Genomic DNA, 15,647 nt, shown 5'->3' with positions numbered 1-15,647 from the left:
ATGAAGATCGAAGTCAGGCAAGTCAGCCATCCGGAAGCGGCGAAGGGATTCGACACCGCCGCGCTGCGCCGTCATTTCCTGATCGAGAGCCTGTTCCAGCCGGACGAGATCGCCCTCACCTACAGCCATATCGACCGTCTCGTGGTCGGCGGCGCGATGCCTGTCTCCAAAGCGCTCGAGCTGACGGCGCCGAAGCCGATCGGCACGACGAGCTTCATGGCGCGCCGCGAACTCGGCGTCGTCAACATCGGCGGCGCCGGGCGCGTGCGGGCCGACGGCGCCGTCCACGACCTCGATGCGCACGAGGCGCTCTACGTGGCGATGGGCGCGGGCGAGGTCCGCTTCGAGAGCGTCGACGCTGCCAGCCCCGCCAAGTTCTACCTGATCAGCGCGCCGGCACATGCGCGCCACAAGACGGTCAAGATCTCGCGGGCGATGGCCAATGTCCGCGAACTCGGCAGCCCGGCGCAGGCGAACGAGCGCACCATCTACCAGATGATCCATCCGGACGTGTGTGCCTCCTGCCAGCTCGTCCTCGGCATGACCGTCCTGAAGCCGAACAACATGTGGAACACCATGCCGTGCCATACGCATGACCGGCGTTCGGAAGCCTACCTCTATTTCGACCTGCAGGCCGACGCCCGCGTGATCCACCTGATGGGCGAGCCGCAGGAGACCCGCCACCTGATGGTCGCCAACGAGCAGGCGATCCTCTCGCCCGGCTGGTCGATCCACTCCGGCGTTGGCACCTCCAACTATGCCTTCATCTGGGCGATGGCCGGCGACAACCAGGATTTCGACGACATGGACATGGTGCCGATGGAGGCGCTCCGGTGAGCGTGGAGAGCCGGAACCCGTTCGACCTGTCCGGGCGCACGGCCATCGTCACCGGCGCCAACACCGGCATCGGGCAGGCCATCGCGCTGGCGCTGGGGCGGGCCGGCGCGGCCATCGTCGCGGTCGGCCGTTCGGCCATGGACGACACCGAAAGACTGTGCGCGCAGGCCGGCGTCGAGGTCCGCTCCGTTTCGGCCGACCTCGGCTCGATCGCGCCGGTCGCCGGCATCGTCGCCGAGGCCGTGGCCTGGAAGGGCGCGGTCGACATCCTCGTCAACAACGCCGGCATCATCCGCCGCGCCGATGCCCTCGATTTCACCGAGCGAGACTGGGACGACGTGATGAACGTCAATCTCAAGACCGCCTTCTTCCTTTCGCAGGCGGCAGCCCGCGCCATGCTGGAACGCGGCAAGGGCGGCAAGATCATCAACATCGCCTCGCTGCTTTCCTTCCAGGGCGGCATCCGCATTCCGTCCTACACGGCGAGCAAGAGCGGTCTTGCCGGGCTGACGCGGCTGCTCGCCTGCGAATGGGCGCACAAGGGCATCAACGTCAACGCCATCGCGCCCGGCTACGTCGTCACCAACAACACGGCCGCGCTGCGGCAGGACGAGCAGCGCTCGCGCGACATCCTGGCGCGTATCCCGGCCGGCCGCTGGGCCGAGCCCGCCGACATGGGGGGTGCCGCGGTCTTCCTCGCCTCGCAGGCGTCCGACTATGTGCACGGCACGGTCCTGCCGGTGGACGGAGGCTGGCTCGCCCGATGATGTACACATTCGACTTCTCGAGCCTGTGGGCATACTGGCCGGAGTTCCTGGCCGGTGCGCTGACGACGCTCGAGATGACGTTCGCCGCCACCGTGCTCGGCCTTTGCATCGGCGTCGCCGGCGCGATCGCGCGCGGCAGCCGCCATGCCTGGCTGCGGGTCGTCGCCGGCGGCTATGTCGAACTCGTGCGCAACACGCCTTTCCTGATCCAGATATTCTTCCTGTTCTTCGGCCTCGCCAGCGTCGGCGTCAGGATGCCGGTGCTGGCCGCTGCCGTGCTCGCCATGGTCATCAATGTCGGAGCCTATACGACGGAGATCGTGCGCGCCGGCATCGAGGACGTCCATCCCGGCCAGATCGAGGCGGCCGAATCGCTCGGCCTGTCGGTGCCGCAGGTCTACTGGTACGTCATCTTGCGGCCGGCGCTGGAGCGCGTCTATCCGGCGCTGACCAGCCAGTTCGTGCTGATGATGCTGTCGTCTTCCATCACCTCGCAGATCTCGGCCGAGGAGCTGACGGCGGTCGCCAACAACATCCAGTCGATCACCTTTCGCTCGCTGGAAACCTACATCGTGGTGGCGCTGCTTTATCTGGTGCTCACCGTTCTCCTGAAATCGGGCTTCTGGCTGCTGGGACAGGGCCTGTTCCCGCGCCGGCGCCGCCTCGGCACCCCGCTCTAGGAGACGACATGAACGGCGGCTTCAGCCTTTACTATTTCTACTACCTGCTGGAGGGCATGGGCTGGACGGTCGTGCTGTCGGCGCTGGCCTTCGTCGTCGGCGGGGCGGCCGGCTTCATCGTCATGCTGGCGCGCATATCCCGTTCGGCCGCGCTTCGCCGCCTGGTCTTCGTCTATGTCCAGATCGTCCAGGGCACGCCGCTGCTCATCATCCTGTTCGTGGTCTATTTCGGCCTCGGCATCTTCGGCGTCGAGATGCCGCCGCTGTTCGCCGCCGGCCTGTCCCTGATGATCTATTGCAGCGCTTTCCTCGGCGAGATCTGGCGCGGCTGCGTCGAGGCGGTGCCGCGCACCCAGACGGAAGCGGCCGAATGCCTGGCGCTGACGCGCTGGCAAACGCTGCGCGACGTCGTCCTGCCGCAGGCGGCCCGCATCGCCACGCCGCCGACGGTCGGCTTCCTCGTGCAGGTGCTCAAGAGCACCTCGCTCGCCTCGGTGGTCGGCTTCGTCGAGCTGACGCGCGCTGCACAGGTCATCAACAACTCGACGTTCCAGCCCTTCCTGATCTTCGGCATCGCCGGGCTGTTGTACTTCGCCCTTTGCTATCCGCTGTCGATCTGGAGCCAGGCGCTCGAAAGGAGGCTCAATGTCAGTCGTCGTCAAGCTTGAGGACGTGCACAAGAGCTTCGGCCTGGTCGAGGTGCTGCGCGGCGTTTCCTTCGAGGTCAGCGCCGGCGAGGTCGTGGCGATCATCGGCCGCTCCGGCTCGGGCAAGAGCACGGCGCTTCGCTGCATCAACAGGCTGGAGAAGATCCAGTCCGGCTCGATCGAGGTCTGCGGCCGGCGCGTCGAGGCGCCCGATCTCGACCTGCGCGCGCTCAGGCAGGACGTCGGCATCGTCTTCCAGAGCTACAACCTCTTCCCGCACCTGACGGTGGAGGAAAACATCGTCCTGGCGCCGCGCCGCGTGAAAAACGTCAAGGGCGCCGAGGCGCACGCGCTCGCCCGGACCGCGCTGGAGCAGGTTGGCCTCTCCGACAAGATCGACGCCTATCCCGAGCAGTTGTCCGGCGGCCAGCAGCAGCGCGTCGCCATCGCCCGCTCGCTGGCGATGTCGCCGAAAGTAATGCTGTTCGACGAAGTGACGTCGGCGCTCGATCCGGAACTGACCGGCGAGGTGCTGCGGGTGATGGAGAAGCTCGCCAAGGGCGGCATGACGATGATCATGGTGACGCACGAGATGGGCTTCGCGCGCCGCGCCGCCGACCGCGTCATCTACATGCACACCGGCAAGGTCTGGGAAACCGGCACCGGTGCGATGCTGGGCAGCCCGCAGACGCCGGAGCTGAAGAATTTTCTCGCCAACGAACTGTGAAGCCGGCACCCGCGGAGGAGCGGGACGGTCGATGATAACCAAGGAGGAAACATCTATGAAATTCAAACTCGCATTCGGCATGGCCGCCCTGGCCGCCGCCTTCGTCATGGCCATGCCGGCCGCCCGCGCCGACGCGCTTTCGGACATCAAGGCGGCCGGCAAGATCCGTGTCGCGACCGCCATGGGCGTGCCGCTCTTCGCCTATGTCGATGCCCAGTTGCAACCCGCCGGCTCCGACGTGGAGACCGCCAAGATGATCGCCGACAGCCTCGGCGTGAAGCTGGAGCTGGTGCAGATCACCAACGCCGCGCGCGTGCCGACCATCCAGGCGCACAAGGCCGACATTCTCGTGGCCAACCTGGCCATCACGCCCGAGCGCAAGAAGGCGGTCGATTTCACCATCCCCTATGCGACCCTCGACATCATCGTCGCCGGCCCCAAGGACGCCGCCATCAAGGACTACAAGGACCTCGCCGGCAAGCGCATCGGCGTCACGCGCGCGACGGTCAACGACATGATGGTGTCCGAGAATGCCAAGGATGCCGAGATCGTCCGCTTCGAGGACGACGCGACGCTGATTACCGCCGTGGCGTCGGGCCAGGTCGACCTCGTCTCGACGCAGACGGCCGTGCTCGCCGCCATGAACGAGAAGAAGGGCGGCGATCCGCTGGACGTCAAGTTCGTGCAGAAGTCGCTCGACCTCGGCATCGCCCTGCCGCAGAACGAGCCGAAGCTGAAGGAATGGCTCAACAACTGGATCACCGAGAAGTTCAAGAGCGGCGAGCTTCCCGCCATGTTCAAGAAGTTCCACAAGCGCGACTTGCCGGCGGACCTTCTCAGCCGCAAGGACTAAGGAAACTTATGGCGTGACCGGCGCATGCGCGACGGTCACGCCGGCATTTCTCCGGAATGTCCTTGCGGCAGGCCGTGTCTCAAAGCTGGCCCGGATCGTCGTGTGCGGTAATGAACGGCGCTGAATAGGTCTCGTGGCCAGTCATGCAGGCGCTCCGCATTCGTCATGGCCAAGAGCCTCGAACGTGACCCGCAACTGGAATCTCTCCAGCGTAATTATTGGACTCAACACTGAATACGCCGGTTAGCGATCCGTACGGCTTTTCCGGATCAGTTCCATCCAGTCGGCAATGAAGGTCCTGCGCTGCACCTCATCCTGCGCGGCGAGCAGGGCGGGGCCGATACGGATCGGCCGGCCGATGCCGGACTGCATCAGGTCGGGCGGTCCGTCGACGCCGTCGGGCAGCGGCGCGTCCTCGGCGAAGAAGAAGGATTTTTCCCGCGCGACGCCGCGGCCGCGGGCCGACAGCAGGTAGTTCAAGAAACGCTTGCCGACATCCGGGTGCGGAGCGTGCGACGGGATGAGCGCGCCGCGCGACAGGATCAGCGTGTAATCGCGGGGCAGGACGATGCCGAGGGCAGCGTTGGCGCGTGCGGCGGCATAGGCATAGGAGCCGAGCACGTTGTAGGCGAGGCTGATCCTGCCGGCGGCAAGCTCGCCCAGCACCTCGTTGTTGCAGCAGCGAATGACGGTGTCGGTCCGGCTCAGCGTTTCCAGCAGCCGGCCGTTTGCGGTGGGTGCCTGGCGCGAATCGTTGAAGGCCAGCAGGTAGCCGACGCCGGAGGCCGCGATGTCGTAGGTGCCGACGCGGCCGCGATAGGCTTCCGCCTTGCTTCTCAGCAGGTTCGACAGCGCCTCGTGGCTGCGCGGAACGTCCTCGGCGGGCACGGTGCGGCGGTCGTAAACGAAAACGACGGGCTCGAAGGTGAAGCCGAAGACCTCGTCGCGCCAGTTGGCCCAGTCCGGCACGGCCATCGTCTCGGCGGAGCGGTGCGATTGCGCGCAGCCATCGTTGGCCAGCCTAACGAGCTGGTCGACCGATGACGACAGGAGAATGTCCGCACCCTCGGCTTTTGCGGCGCAGATTTGCTGTGCCTGCCGGAACAGGTCGTTAGTGACCATATCCGTATATTCGACGGCGATATCGGGATTGCGGTCCTGGAAGTCGGCGATCAGCGGCTGCATCGCATCGAGATCCGTGGCGCCGTGGATGAGAAGGCGCCCGGTTTCGGAGCCCTTCGCGGGGAAGATCCTGTGATCGCCCTCGAGCGCGTTCGCCAGCATGGGCAGCAGGAGCGTCGCCGCCGCAAATGCGAAGATCAGGGTTCTGCGCATCAGCTCGGCCTCTCCGCCAGAGGCAGTTCGATGGAAACGCAAAACAGCTCACTTTCGGATCGTTGCCGGAACCGCAGGCGGCCGCCGAGCCTGGCGGCGACCTCCGCGGCGATGGCGAAGCCGAGGCCCGAGGCACCCTCAGCATCAGAGCGACCGGAATAGAAGCGGCTCGTTGCCATCGGCCAATCTTCCGGCCGGATGCCGGGGCCGTCGTCGAGGACGTCGACGGCGCCGAACTCGCCGGCCTGCCTGACATGCACCTCCAGGCGCGCGACCGCGCCGTGGCGCAGGGCGTTGTCGACGACGTTGACGATGGCTTCGCGCAGGCTGAGCATGTCGCCCAGCACGGCAAGCTCCTCGTCGGCCGGCTCGAAGGACACGACGAGGTCCGGGTCGACGGTGATGGGAACGGCGTTGCGCAATGCCTTGCGGGCGACGTCGTTGAGGAAAACCGGAGCCAACTGGATCGAATCGAAGCGATGGATCACCATCGCGTGGTTGAGCAGCTGGTTGGTGAAGCGGGCGAGTTCGGCGGTGCGGCTCTGCACGCGTTCGAGATGGCGGCGGTCCTCGGGCGCCAGCTTCGCCTCGTCGATCAGGCTGACCTGCGCCGACAGGGCAGTGAGCGGCGTGCGGATCTGGTGCGCGCTATCGGCGATATAGCGTTGCAACAGCTTCACGCGCTCGTCCAGCCGGGTGATGAAATGGTTGATCGAGGTGACGAAGGGGGAAAGCTCGGAGGGAACCGAGACTTTCAGCGGCGTCAGGTCCTGCGGGTCGCGCCGCCTCAGCGCGGTGCCGAGCTCGCCTACCGGGCGTAGCGAATAGCGGACGGCGAGCGCCGTGCCGATGACGGCCACCAGGCTCATAATGCCGACCAGGATGACCGCGCGGGTCGTCAGCTCGGAAGCCAGCGCCTGGCGGGCCTCGGTGGTCTGCGCCACCATGACGTAGGCCCAGCCGGGTCCGCGCGGCATGCTCATGGCCCGCGCCACGGTGACGTTGCGGACCGGCACGCCGAGATAGCTGCCGTTGGAGAAGACCGGGCCGCCGCGACTGGCATGGAGATCGATCTTCGGCCCGAGGTCGGGATAGCCGGTCAGCGTCGCGCCATCGGGGTCGACCACGCGGTAGAAGATACGGTCGCGCTCAGCCAGCCCCAGCAGTTCGAACGCCGAGGGCGGCAGCAGGAAGCGCAACCTGCCGTCGGCCACGACGAGCCCCTCGCTCATCTGGAAGGCGGCGCCGAGCAGCAGCCGGTCGTAAGCCTCGTTGGCTGCCGTGCGGGCATAAAACCATGCCGCCGTTGTCAGCGCGGCCGCACCCAGCGCCAGCACGATGCCGACGCGGCGCATCAGCCGGGCAAAGAGCGAATTGCTAGTGCGCATCGTCGGAGACGAGCTGGTAGCCGCTGCCGCGCAGCGTGACGATGCGCGCGCTGGCGCCTTCGAGCTTCTTGCGCAGCCGGCCGACATAGAGTTCGATCGCGTTGACGCCGGCGGCCTCGTCAAAGCCGAAAAGCTGGTCCAGCAACTCGTCCTTTCTGAAGACGCGCCCCGGCCGCGAAGCGAGGATTTCCAGAAGGGCGATCTCTCGCCGCTTCAGTTGCACCTCGCGCCGGCCCACCGTCACGTTGCGGTTGGTGCGGTCGAGCCTGATGTCGCCGCAGACGATGACGTTGGTCGCATCGCCGCCGCTGCTGCGCCTGAGCAACACCCGCGCACGCGCCTCCAGCTCGCGGAAATCGAAAGGTTTGACCAGATAGTCGTCTGCGCCGAGATCCAGCGCGCCGACCCTGTCGTCGATCTCGGAGCGGGCGGTCAGCACGAGCACCGGAACGCCGATCCGCGCCCGGCGCAGCGTCTTCAGTATGGAGAAGCCGTCCATGCCGGGCAGCATGACGTCCAGGATCAGCAGGTCATAGGCGGTATGGGCGAGGATGTCGGACGCCGCGGTGCCATCGGTTTCCCAATCGACGGTATGACCAATCTGCTGGAAGCGCCGGCAGATGGCTTCGCCCACGTCATGAGTGTCTTCGACAAGAAGGATGCGCACGCGCGGATGATTACACGCGGTCAGGGGAGCGGCAAGATTCGCCGCGCTCATCTTGCAGGGAAACCGGAAGAATTCGAGCGTGACAGGATCGTGACAGGAACGGCCGCTATCTTCCCCCGCGCCGGCCTGATCGAGGGAGCGATGGGTCCGGTCCGGGGAGGAAGCCAGCATATATCGGTTGTCGCGCAAGACCATTGTGCACGCGCCGGCATGCTGGCGTTCCGTGAAACCGGCCGCTCCGGATTCAACGGGAGGACTTATGTCAAACAGTCTCATCAAGGCGATCCTCGGCGCAGCCGTGGCGGCCTTCGCTTTCGCGGCATCCGCAAATGCGGAGCCTGCAAAGCCGGAATGCCTCGCCGGCGCCAAGCCCGGCGGCGGCTTCGACCTCACCTGCCGCCTTGCCGCCGACGCGCTGCTCAAGACCAAGCAGATCGCGGCGCCGATGGCCGTTACCTACATGGAAGGCGGTGTCGGCGCGGTGGCCTACAACCACGTCATCTCCAAGCGCTCCAAGGACGGCAGCCTCATTACCGCGGCGTCGTCGGGGTCCGCGCTGCTTCTGGCGCAGGGCAAGTTCGGCCACTACGACGAGAACGCCGTGCGCTGGCTGGGCGCCATCGGCGCCGACTACGGCGTGCTGGTGGTCGCGGCGGACGCGCCCTACAAGACGCTGAAGGACCTGGTCGAGGCCTACAAGGCCAATCCCGCCGATTTCGCCATCGCCGGCGGCGGCGCGGTCGGCTCGCAGGACTGGATGAAGGGATCGCTGCTCGCCAAGGCGGCGGGGCAGGACCCGAAGCAGATCCGCTACGTCGCGCTCGAGGGTGGCGGCGCCGTGCTGACCGCGCTCGAGGGCGGCCACGTCAAGGTGGGTTCGGGCGACGCCGCCGAAATGGTCAAGCACCATATGGCCGGAAAAATCCGCATCCTTGCCGTCATGGCGCCCGAACGGCTGCCCGGCGACCTCGCCAACGTGCCGACGGCGCGCGAACAGGGCTTCGACATCGACTGGCCGGTGTGGCGCGGCTTCTATGTCGGCAAGGAGGTTTCCGACGCCGATTACGACTGGTGGGTGCAGGCATTCAAGAACGCCATGGCGACGCCCGAATTCGCCAAGGAGCGCGAAGCACGCGGCCTGTTCGAGTTCAAGTCGTTCGGCAAGGATTTCGACGAACGCGTGAAGAAGGACGTCGCGCAGTTCAAGATCCTGGCCAAGGAAGCGGGCATGTAGGCCCCGCCTCAGCGGCCTCATTCTTCACCGCGAAAACCATCTCCGGCGATCGGCCAGCGTTCGATCGCCGGAGAGCCGCCCCTCCCCTGCACTGCGTCGCCGGCCGGCGGGTGCGGACGCCCTCTTGTGGAGACATCCATGTCCGAGCACCACGAACCTTCGCCCCAGTCGATGCGGCTGATCGGCCGGGCCACGGCGGCCTGCCTGTTGCTGTTCGCCCTTGCCTACGGCCTCGGCGCGACCGCCATCGACTATGCCTTCGCCTCCGATCCGCTGGGACCGCGTGTCTTCCCACTCGGCCTGGCGGCGATGCTGGCATTGCTCAGCATCTGGTATTTCTTCTCGCCCGGCCCAGCTGAAGGCTATCCGACGGGGAGGCTTCTGCTGCGCGTGCTGGGAATCCCGCTGGTCATGCTCGCCGCCGTCGCGTTGTTCGAGCCCGCCGGCTTCCTGGTCTCCACCTTCGTCCTGACCTTCGGCACCGCGCTGATCTTCGGCGCGCCACCGTTCAAGGCGTTGCTCGGCGCCGTTGGCCAGGCCGTGCTGTGGTGGTTCGTCTTTTCCTACGTGCTGGAAGTCTATCTGCCGACCGGCGCCCTGTTTGGCCACTAGGCCAAATCGGCCGCGCGCGCCTGGAACCTGAAAGGTCCCGAACATGAACCTCGACTATCTCTGGCACGGCTTCGCCGTCGCGCTGACCACGCAGAACCTCATCATCGGCTTCATCGGTTGCTTCGTCGGCACGCTGGTCGGCGCGCTGCCGGCCATCGGCCCGATCAACGGCATCGCGCTGCTGTTGCCGATCGCCTACACGATGGGGCTTCCCGCCGAGAGCACGATGATCCTGCTGGCCGCGATCTATTGTGGTGCCGAATATGGCGGGCGCATTTCCTCCATCCTGCTCAACGTGCCAGGCGACGCCGGCGCCGTCATGACGGCGATGGACGGCTACCCGATGGCCAAGCAGGGACGGGCGGGCGAAGCACTGGCGATCTCCGGTATTTCCTCGTTCTTCGGCGGCATCTTCGGCACCGTCGGCCTGGCACTGTTCGCGCCCATCCTGTCCGGCCTGGCGATCGGTTTCGGTCCGGCCGAATATTTCGTGCTGATGGTCTTCGCCTTCGCCACGCTGGGCTCGATGGTCGGCAGCCAGCCGGCCAAGACGCTGATCGGCTGCGCCATCGGCCTGGTGCTCGCCACCGTCGGCCTCGATCCGACCTCCGGCGCCTATCGTTTCACCTTCGACCAGCCGGAACTCAGCGAGGGCATCGAATTCGTCGTGCTGGTGATCGGCCTCTTCTCGATCTCGGAAGCGCTGATCATCCTCGAGAACGAGGGGCGTGGCATCACGGTGATCCGCGAGCTCGGCCGCATGACGGCTCGCATGAGCGACCTGGTGAAATGCACCGGCGCGACGATCCGCGCTTCGGTGATCGGCTTCATCGTCGGCGTGCTGCCGGGCACCGGGGCTTCCGTCTCCAGCGCCATCTCCTACACCACTGAAAAGCGTCTCTCCGACACCGAGGGAACGTTCGGCAAGGGCGACGTGCGCGGCCTGGCGGCGCCGGAAGCCGCCAACAACGCCACGGCCTGCGGCGCCTTCGTGCCGATGCTGACGCTCGGCGTTCCGGGCTCCGGCACCACGGCGGTGATGCTCGGCGCACTGATGCTCTACAACATCCAGCCCGGCCCGATGCTGCTGACAGAGCGGCCGGAGATCGTCGGCGGCCTCGTCGCCTCGATGTTCGTCGGCAACTTCATCCTGCTCGCGCTCAACCTGCCGCTGGTGCAGATCTTCGCCCGCGTGCTGACGGTGCCGAACTGGCTGCTGGTGCCGGGCATATTGGTGCTTTCGGTCGTCGGCGTCTATTCCACCAACTCCTCGATCTTTTCCGTCTTCCTGATGATGGGGATCGGCATGGTGGGATGGCTGTTGCGCAAGGCCGGATTCGACATGGCGCCAATCATCCTCGGCTTCGTCCTCGGCCAGATCACCGAGGTCAACCTGCGCAACGCGCTGGCGATCAGCGGCGGCGACGTCTCGATCCTGTTCTCCAGCACCATCTGCATCGTGCTCTGGATCCTGGCTGCAGCCGTCGCAATCCTGCCAGCCTATCTGGCACGCCGCGCCAGGCGGCGGGCATTGCAAGCTGCTTAAACAGCCATCCCTGGAAAGGTCCCCTATCTCGCTGCCGCAAGGCGGGTATCAGCGACGCGAGCTTTTGCAACTGGAAGAAGCGCTATGGCGATATATTCCACCGGAGGTCAAGCGCATGCGCCCAGGTCGAGCGCGCCGGCCAGCATCGTCATTCGCAGAGCTTCGAAATCCTGGCCAGACAAAACCGGGCAGAAGCCTTTGTTCGCGTCAAGTTCGAGTTTGCGACAGAACTCCTGGACCGCTGCACTGTTGCAAGCCTCAGGCCAGCCCCGCCAGCCTTTCGAGAGCGTGGCGCGCCCCGGGTGCCGCCGCCACCACCGGCGCGCCCTCGGTCAGCCTCGCGCCCTCGATCGGGAAATCGTGATACCAGCCGCCGGCCTCCTGCACGAGACAGAAGCCGGCAAAGCAATCCCAGGCGTGCATATACGGCTCGTAGTAGCCGACCAGCCGGCCCGCAGCGACATAGGCCAGCATCAGCGCGCCGGAGCCGTTGCGGATGAAATTGCCCTCCATCCGCAGAAGCTCGCTCACCATCTTTCCCACCGAATCGGGCGTGACATGGGAATTGGCGCCGATGCCGGTCAGGCCGTTCTGGACGGTGCGGGAGGAATCGAGCTTCAGCGCCTTGCCGTCGAGCTCGGCGCCCCTGCCGGCCGCCGCCGCGTAAAGCTCGCCATGGCAGGGCGCGGCGATGATGCCGATCACCGGCTTGCCGGCATGGGCGACCGCGACGGAGACGCACCAGTTGGGCATGCCGTTGACGAAGGGCGCGGTGCCGTCGATGGGATCGACGATCCAGGTGTAGCCGGACGTGCCGGCGACATGGCCGAATTCCTCGCCGAGACACCCGTCCTGCGGGAATGCCGCCTCGACGCGCCGGCGGATCAGCTTTTCGGTGTTGCGGTCGGCGATCGAAACGACGTCCTGCAAATCGTGCTTGGTCTCGATAGTCAGCGTTTCGCGCCGATTGAAATAGTCGAGCGCCATGGCCCCGGCCTCCTGCGCGATGGCCTTTGCGGCGGCAAAGCGCGCGTCCAGTTCCTGCGATGTCATATTGTGTTTCCTTGCGATGGTCAGTGTTCGATAAGGGCGATGCCGCGGGTCTTGAAACCCAGCGTCGCGTCGGCGCCGGCGGGAAGCGTGCGGTCGACGGCGTGGTCGACGATGAAGAGGGTTCCGACTTCGGTTTCCATCTCGTATTCCACATGGCCGCCGAGATAGGCCGAATGCAGGACGCGGCCGGCAAGGCCTGTCCCCTGCCCTTCGGCGACGGTGATCGAGCCGGGACGGACAGCAAGGCTGGCCGCGCCGGGCCTGGCGTTTCGCGCCGGCACACGCTGCTCGAGCTTGCCGATGCGCACGCGCGCCTCGCCGCCGGCAACGTCGATCACCTCGCAGGCGATGACGTTGGCCTCGCCCATGAAGTCGGCGATGAAGGAGGATGCCGGCATTTCGTAAAGTTCGCGCGGCGCACCGGCCTGCGCGATGCGGCCTTCCTTCATGACGATGATGCGGTCGGAGACGGCCAGTGCCTCGTCCTGGTCGTGCGTGACATAGACAGCGGTGAAACCGAGGCGCTGCTGCAGTTCGCGGATGTCGGTGCGCACCTTGCGGCGCAGGCGCGCGTCGAGGTTCGACAGCGGCTCGTCGAGCAGCAGCACCTGCGGCTCCAGCACCAGCGCGCGGGCGACGGCGACGCGCTGCTGCTGGCCGCCGGAAAGCTCGGCCGGCAGGCGGTGGCCCATGCCGGCGAGGCCGACCAGCGAAAGCCCGTCCTCCGCCTTTTCCCGCGCCTCCTTGCGCGAAAGGCCGGAGGCTTCCAGGCCGTAGGCGACGTTGTCGAGCGAGTTCATGTGCGGGAACAGCGCATAGGACTGGAAGACCATCGAGACGTCGCGCTCGTTGGCCGGCAGCATAGTGACGTCCTTGCCGCCGATGAACACCCGGCCGGCGCTCGGATGCTCCAGGCCGGCCAGCATCCTCAGCGTCGTCGTCTTGCCGCAACCGGAGGGGCCGAGAAGGGTGACGAGCGTGCCGGGCTCGATGGTGAAGGAAAGGTCCGGAATGACGGTGACGGCACCGTAGTTCTTGCGGATGTTCTCGAAGACGACGGAACCGGCCTTTTGCATGGTCATGCGGTTCTCTCCTGCTCGGGGGATAGGGTGCGAGGGGCGCCGGCGAGGCGATTGTCGCGCCTCAGCCGCCGCTCGCCGACAAGGAACTGGAAGCCGGAAATGACGACGAGCATGACGACGATCAGCATCGAGGAATAGGCGATGGCGACGCCGTATTCGCCATTCTCCACCAGCCCGACGATATAGGCGGTGGCCATGTTGTATTCGGCGCTGACGAGGAAGATGACGGCGCTGATCGAGGTGATGGCGCGGACGAAGGAATAGACCAGCGCGGCCGTGATGGCGGGGCGCAGCAGCGGCAGGATGATCCTGCGCACCGTGCGGAAGCTGCCCGCGCCCAGCGTCAGCGAGGCTTCGTCGAGGCTCTTGTCGAGCTGGCTCATGGCCGCCACGCCGCCGCGCACCCCCACCGGCATGTTGCGGAAGACGAAACAGGCGATCAGGATCAGCGCCGTGCCGGTCATCTCCAGCGGCGGCAGGTTGAAGGCCATGATATAGCTGACGCCGATGACGGTGCCGGGAATGGCGAAGCTCATCATCAGCGCGAACTCGAAGACGTTCCTGCCGGCGAATTTCTGCCGCACGATCAGATAGGCGGTGAGCAGGCCGACGGCGGCCGTCAGCGGCGCGGCGATCAGCGCGATCTCCATCGTCGTCCAGAAGGAGTTCCAGGCGACGCCGGTCCAGACGGTTCCACCCGACAGGTTCACCGAGAAGGCCTTGACGTAGTGGTCCAGCGTCAGCGAATTGTCGAGGCCCCAGGTCTTCATGAAGCCGCCGAACAGGATCATCCCGTAGACGACGAGCGTGAAGGCGATCCACGGAACGACCACCGCGTAGAGGCCGGTCGAAAGCCAGCGCGGCAAGGCCGCATGGACACCGTTGTCGCCTTTGCCGGTGACGGTGGAGAAGTTGCGGCCCGACAGCCACAGCCGCTGTGCAAGGAACGCCGACAGAGTGAAGGCGAGCAGCACCATGGCAAGCACGGCGGCGCGCGAGGGATCGTTCTGCGAGCCGACGACGGCGAAGAAAATCTCCGTCGATAGCACCCCGTGACTACCGCCGAGCACCAGCGGATTGCCGAAATCGGCCATGCTCTCGATGAAGCCGATGAGGAAGGCGTTGGCCAGTCCCGGTTTCATCAGCGGCAGCGAGACCTTGACGAAGGTGCGCCAGCGGTCGGCGCGCAGCGTCTGCGACGCCTCCTCCATCGACGGGCTGACGCCCTCGACGACGCCAATCAGCACCAGGAAGGCGACCGGCGTGAAGGACAGGACCTGCGAGATCCAGATGCCGGTCAGCCCATAGAGCCAGCGGCCGGGCTCGACGCCGAACAGGCTGGCGACGGCCTGGGTGACGAAGCCGGCGCGGCCAAACAGCAGGATCAGCGCAAGGCCGATGACGAAGGGAGGCGTGATGATCGGCAGGATGGTCAGGAGCCTGAGCGCCTTCTTGCAGGGAAAGCGCGTGCGGGTGGCGACGAGCGCGAAGGCGAGGCCGAGCAGCGTCGAGGAAAGGCCGGTCACGATGCCGAGCCACAGCGTGCGCCAGGCGACCCCGCACCGGGCGCCGCCGACGACGCAGTCGAGGCTCCAGATGCCCGGATCCTGCATGTTGCGGACGAAGCCGTCCGGATTGAACGAGCCGTCGAAGTCCTGCACAGCGCCAACGAACATGCTGCCGACGGGATAGAAGACGAAGACGGCGACCAGGAAGACGAGCAGTGCAATGGCGCTGACGACGAAGGCGTCGCCCTTCATGACGCCGCGCTCGGCCAGGCCGAATGAAAACACCAGCACGAAGACGACGGCGCTCAGCACCGCGCCGGCACCCATCGACGGCTGGCCGTCGGCGAGCGGCCCGAACAGGTTCTCGCTGACGGTCCAGGTCCAGCCGGTGAAGCCGATGGCGAGGCCCTGGAGGCAGAGGAACAGCAGGCCGAGCCCCCCTGCCCAGGCCAGCATGGCGCCGCGGCGCATCGGGTCCGCCATGCCGCGCGCCATGCCGGCCGCGAGCAGGAACAGGACGACGCCGGCAAGCCAGAACCGGCCGTGCGCGGCGATCTGCACCAGGCCGGGCGCGGCCTCCGGCGACAGAGGAAAGCCGCCCAGCCAGCCGAAACCGAAGAAGCCGCCTTCGATCCGATACCACGGCAGCAGCATGAGCGCCGCCACGCCCAGAACGAGGACGATGTCCAGCCTTCGATTGGGGCGCGTCAT

Annotated in this window: 15 protein-coding genes; 9 read left to right on the top strand and 6 right to left on the bottom strand. The window is 66.3% G+C overall.

Features of this window, described 5'->3' with window-relative positions; translation table 11 throughout:
- From kduI to FGU64_RS19335, 6 genes are read left to right on the top strand one after another with little or no spacing between them, the layout of a single operon-like run.
- Positions 1 to 837: a 5-dehydro-4-deoxy-D-glucuronate isomerase gene (gene kduI / locus FGU64_RS19360; protein WP_139954636.1), complete on the top strand. Its 837-nt coding sequence runs from the start codon at positions 1 to 3 to the stop codon at positions 835 to 837.
- On the top strand, positions 834 to 1,604 hold the full coding sequence (kduD, locus tag FGU64_RS19355) for a 2-dehydro-3-deoxy-D-gluconate 5-dehydrogenase KduD (protein WP_139954635.1): 771 nt from the start codon (positions 834 to 836) through the stop codon (positions 1,602 to 1,604). Before kduI ends, kduD begins: the two co-directional genes overlap by 4 nt.
- Positions 1,601 to 2,284, top strand: coding sequence for an amino acid ABC transporter permease (locus FGU64_RS19350; RefSeq protein ID WP_139954634.1), 684 nt, complete (start codon positions 1,601 to 1,603; stop codon positions 2,282 to 2,284). The genes kduD and FGU64_RS19350 overlap by 4 nt, the downstream gene beginning before the upstream one ends.
- A gap of 8 nt (positions 2,285 to 2,292) precedes the next feature.
- Positions 2,293 to 2,952, top strand: a complete 660-nt coding sequence (locus tag FGU64_RS19345; protein WP_139954633.1) for an amino acid ABC transporter permease — start codon at positions 2,293 to 2,295, stop codon at positions 2,950 to 2,952.
- A complete protein-coding gene (locus tag FGU64_RS19340) occupies positions 2,930 to 3,658 on the top strand; it encodes an amino acid ABC transporter ATP-binding protein (RefSeq protein ID WP_136360054.1) in 729 nt (242 codons plus the stop codon). Before FGU64_RS19345 ends, FGU64_RS19340 begins: the two co-directional genes overlap by 23 nt.
- A 55-nt stretch (positions 3,659 to 3,713) precedes the next feature.
- The gene (locus tag FGU64_RS19335; RefSeq protein WP_139954632.1) at positions 3,714 to 4,511 is read left to right on the top strand and encodes a transporter substrate-binding domain-containing protein; all 798 of its coding nucleotides are present in this window, start codon (positions 3,714 to 3,716) and stop codon (positions 4,509 to 4,511) included.
- A gap of 243 nt (positions 4,512 to 4,754) precedes the next feature.
- On the opposite strand, the gene FGU64_RS19330 is transcribed toward FGU64_RS19335, so the two are convergent.
- The 3 genes from FGU64_RS19330 to FGU64_RS19320 are packed head-to-tail and all read right to left on the bottom strand — an operon-like array spanning position 4,755 to position 7,901.
- Positions 4,755 to 5,846, bottom strand: coding sequence for an ABC transporter substrate-binding protein (locus tag FGU64_RS19330; protein ID WP_139954631.1), 1,092 nt, complete (start codon positions 5,844 to 5,846; stop codon positions 4,755 to 4,757).
- Positions 5,846 to 7,234 (bottom strand): sensor histidine kinase, encoded by a 1,389-nt coding sequence (locus FGU64_RS19325; protein WP_139954630.1) that lies wholly within the window; start codon positions 7,232 to 7,234, stop codon positions 5,846 to 5,848. The genes FGU64_RS19330 and FGU64_RS19325 overlap by 1 nt, the downstream gene beginning before the upstream one ends.
- Complete coding sequence (locus FGU64_RS19320; RefSeq protein WP_139955456.1) at positions 7,224 to 7,901, bottom strand: response regulator transcription factor; 678 nt, start codon at positions 7,899 to 7,901, stop codon at positions 7,224 to 7,226. The genes FGU64_RS19325 and FGU64_RS19320 overlap by 11 nt, the downstream gene beginning before the upstream one ends.
- 259 nt (positions 7,902 to 8,160) lie before the next feature.
- Here FGU64_RS19320 and FGU64_RS19315 point away from each other — a divergent pair, with 259 nt between their 5' ends.
- The 3 genes from FGU64_RS19315 (at position 8,161) to FGU64_RS19305 (ending at position 11,293) form a co-directional block, all read left to right on the top strand.
- Entirely contained in the window at positions 8,161 to 9,135 is a 975-nt protein-coding gene (locus FGU64_RS19315; protein WP_139954629.1) for a tripartite tricarboxylate transporter substrate-binding protein, read from the top strand.
- 138 nt (positions 9,136 to 9,273) lie between these two features.
- Positions 9,274 to 9,747, top strand: coding sequence for a tripartite tricarboxylate transporter TctB family protein (locus FGU64_RS19310; protein WP_210239043.1), 474 nt, complete (start codon positions 9,274 to 9,276; stop codon positions 9,745 to 9,747).
- A gap of 43 nt (positions 9,748 to 9,790) precedes the next feature.
- Positions 9,791 to 11,293: a tripartite tricarboxylate transporter permease gene (locus FGU64_RS19305; protein ID WP_139954628.1), complete on the top strand. Its 1,503-nt coding sequence runs from the start codon at positions 9,791 to 9,793 to the stop codon at positions 11,291 to 11,293.
- A gap of 258 nt (positions 11,294 to 11,551) precedes the next feature.
- On the opposite strand, the gene FGU64_RS19300 is transcribed toward FGU64_RS19305, so the two are convergent.
- The 3 genes from FGU64_RS19300 to FGU64_RS19290 are packed head-to-tail and all read right to left on the bottom strand — an operon-like array spanning position 11,552 to position 15,647.
- Complete coding sequence (locus FGU64_RS19300; RefSeq protein ID WP_136360048.1) at positions 11,552 to 12,346, bottom strand: inositol monophosphatase family protein; 795 nt, start codon at positions 12,344 to 12,346, stop codon at positions 11,552 to 11,554.
- Positions 12,347 to 12,366: 20 nt separating this feature from the next.
- A complete protein-coding gene (locus tag FGU64_RS19295; protein ID WP_139954627.1) occupies positions 12,367 to 13,428 on the bottom strand; it encodes an ABC transporter ATP-binding protein in 1,062 nt (353 codons plus the stop codon).
- Positions 13,425 to 15,647: an iron ABC transporter permease gene (locus FGU64_RS19290; protein WP_139954626.1), complete on the bottom strand. Its 2,223-nt coding sequence runs from the start codon at positions 15,645 to 15,647 to the stop codon at positions 13,425 to 13,427. The genes FGU64_RS19295 and FGU64_RS19290 overlap by 4 nt, the downstream gene beginning before the upstream one ends.

The organism is Mesorhizobium sp. 8, assembly GCF_006351905.1.
GTDB classification, from domain to species: domain Bacteria; phylum Pseudomonadota; class Alphaproteobacteria; order Rhizobiales; family Rhizobiaceae; genus Mesorhizobium; species Mesorhizobium composti.
This window is presented reverse-complemented; position numbering and strand designations above follow the sequence as displayed.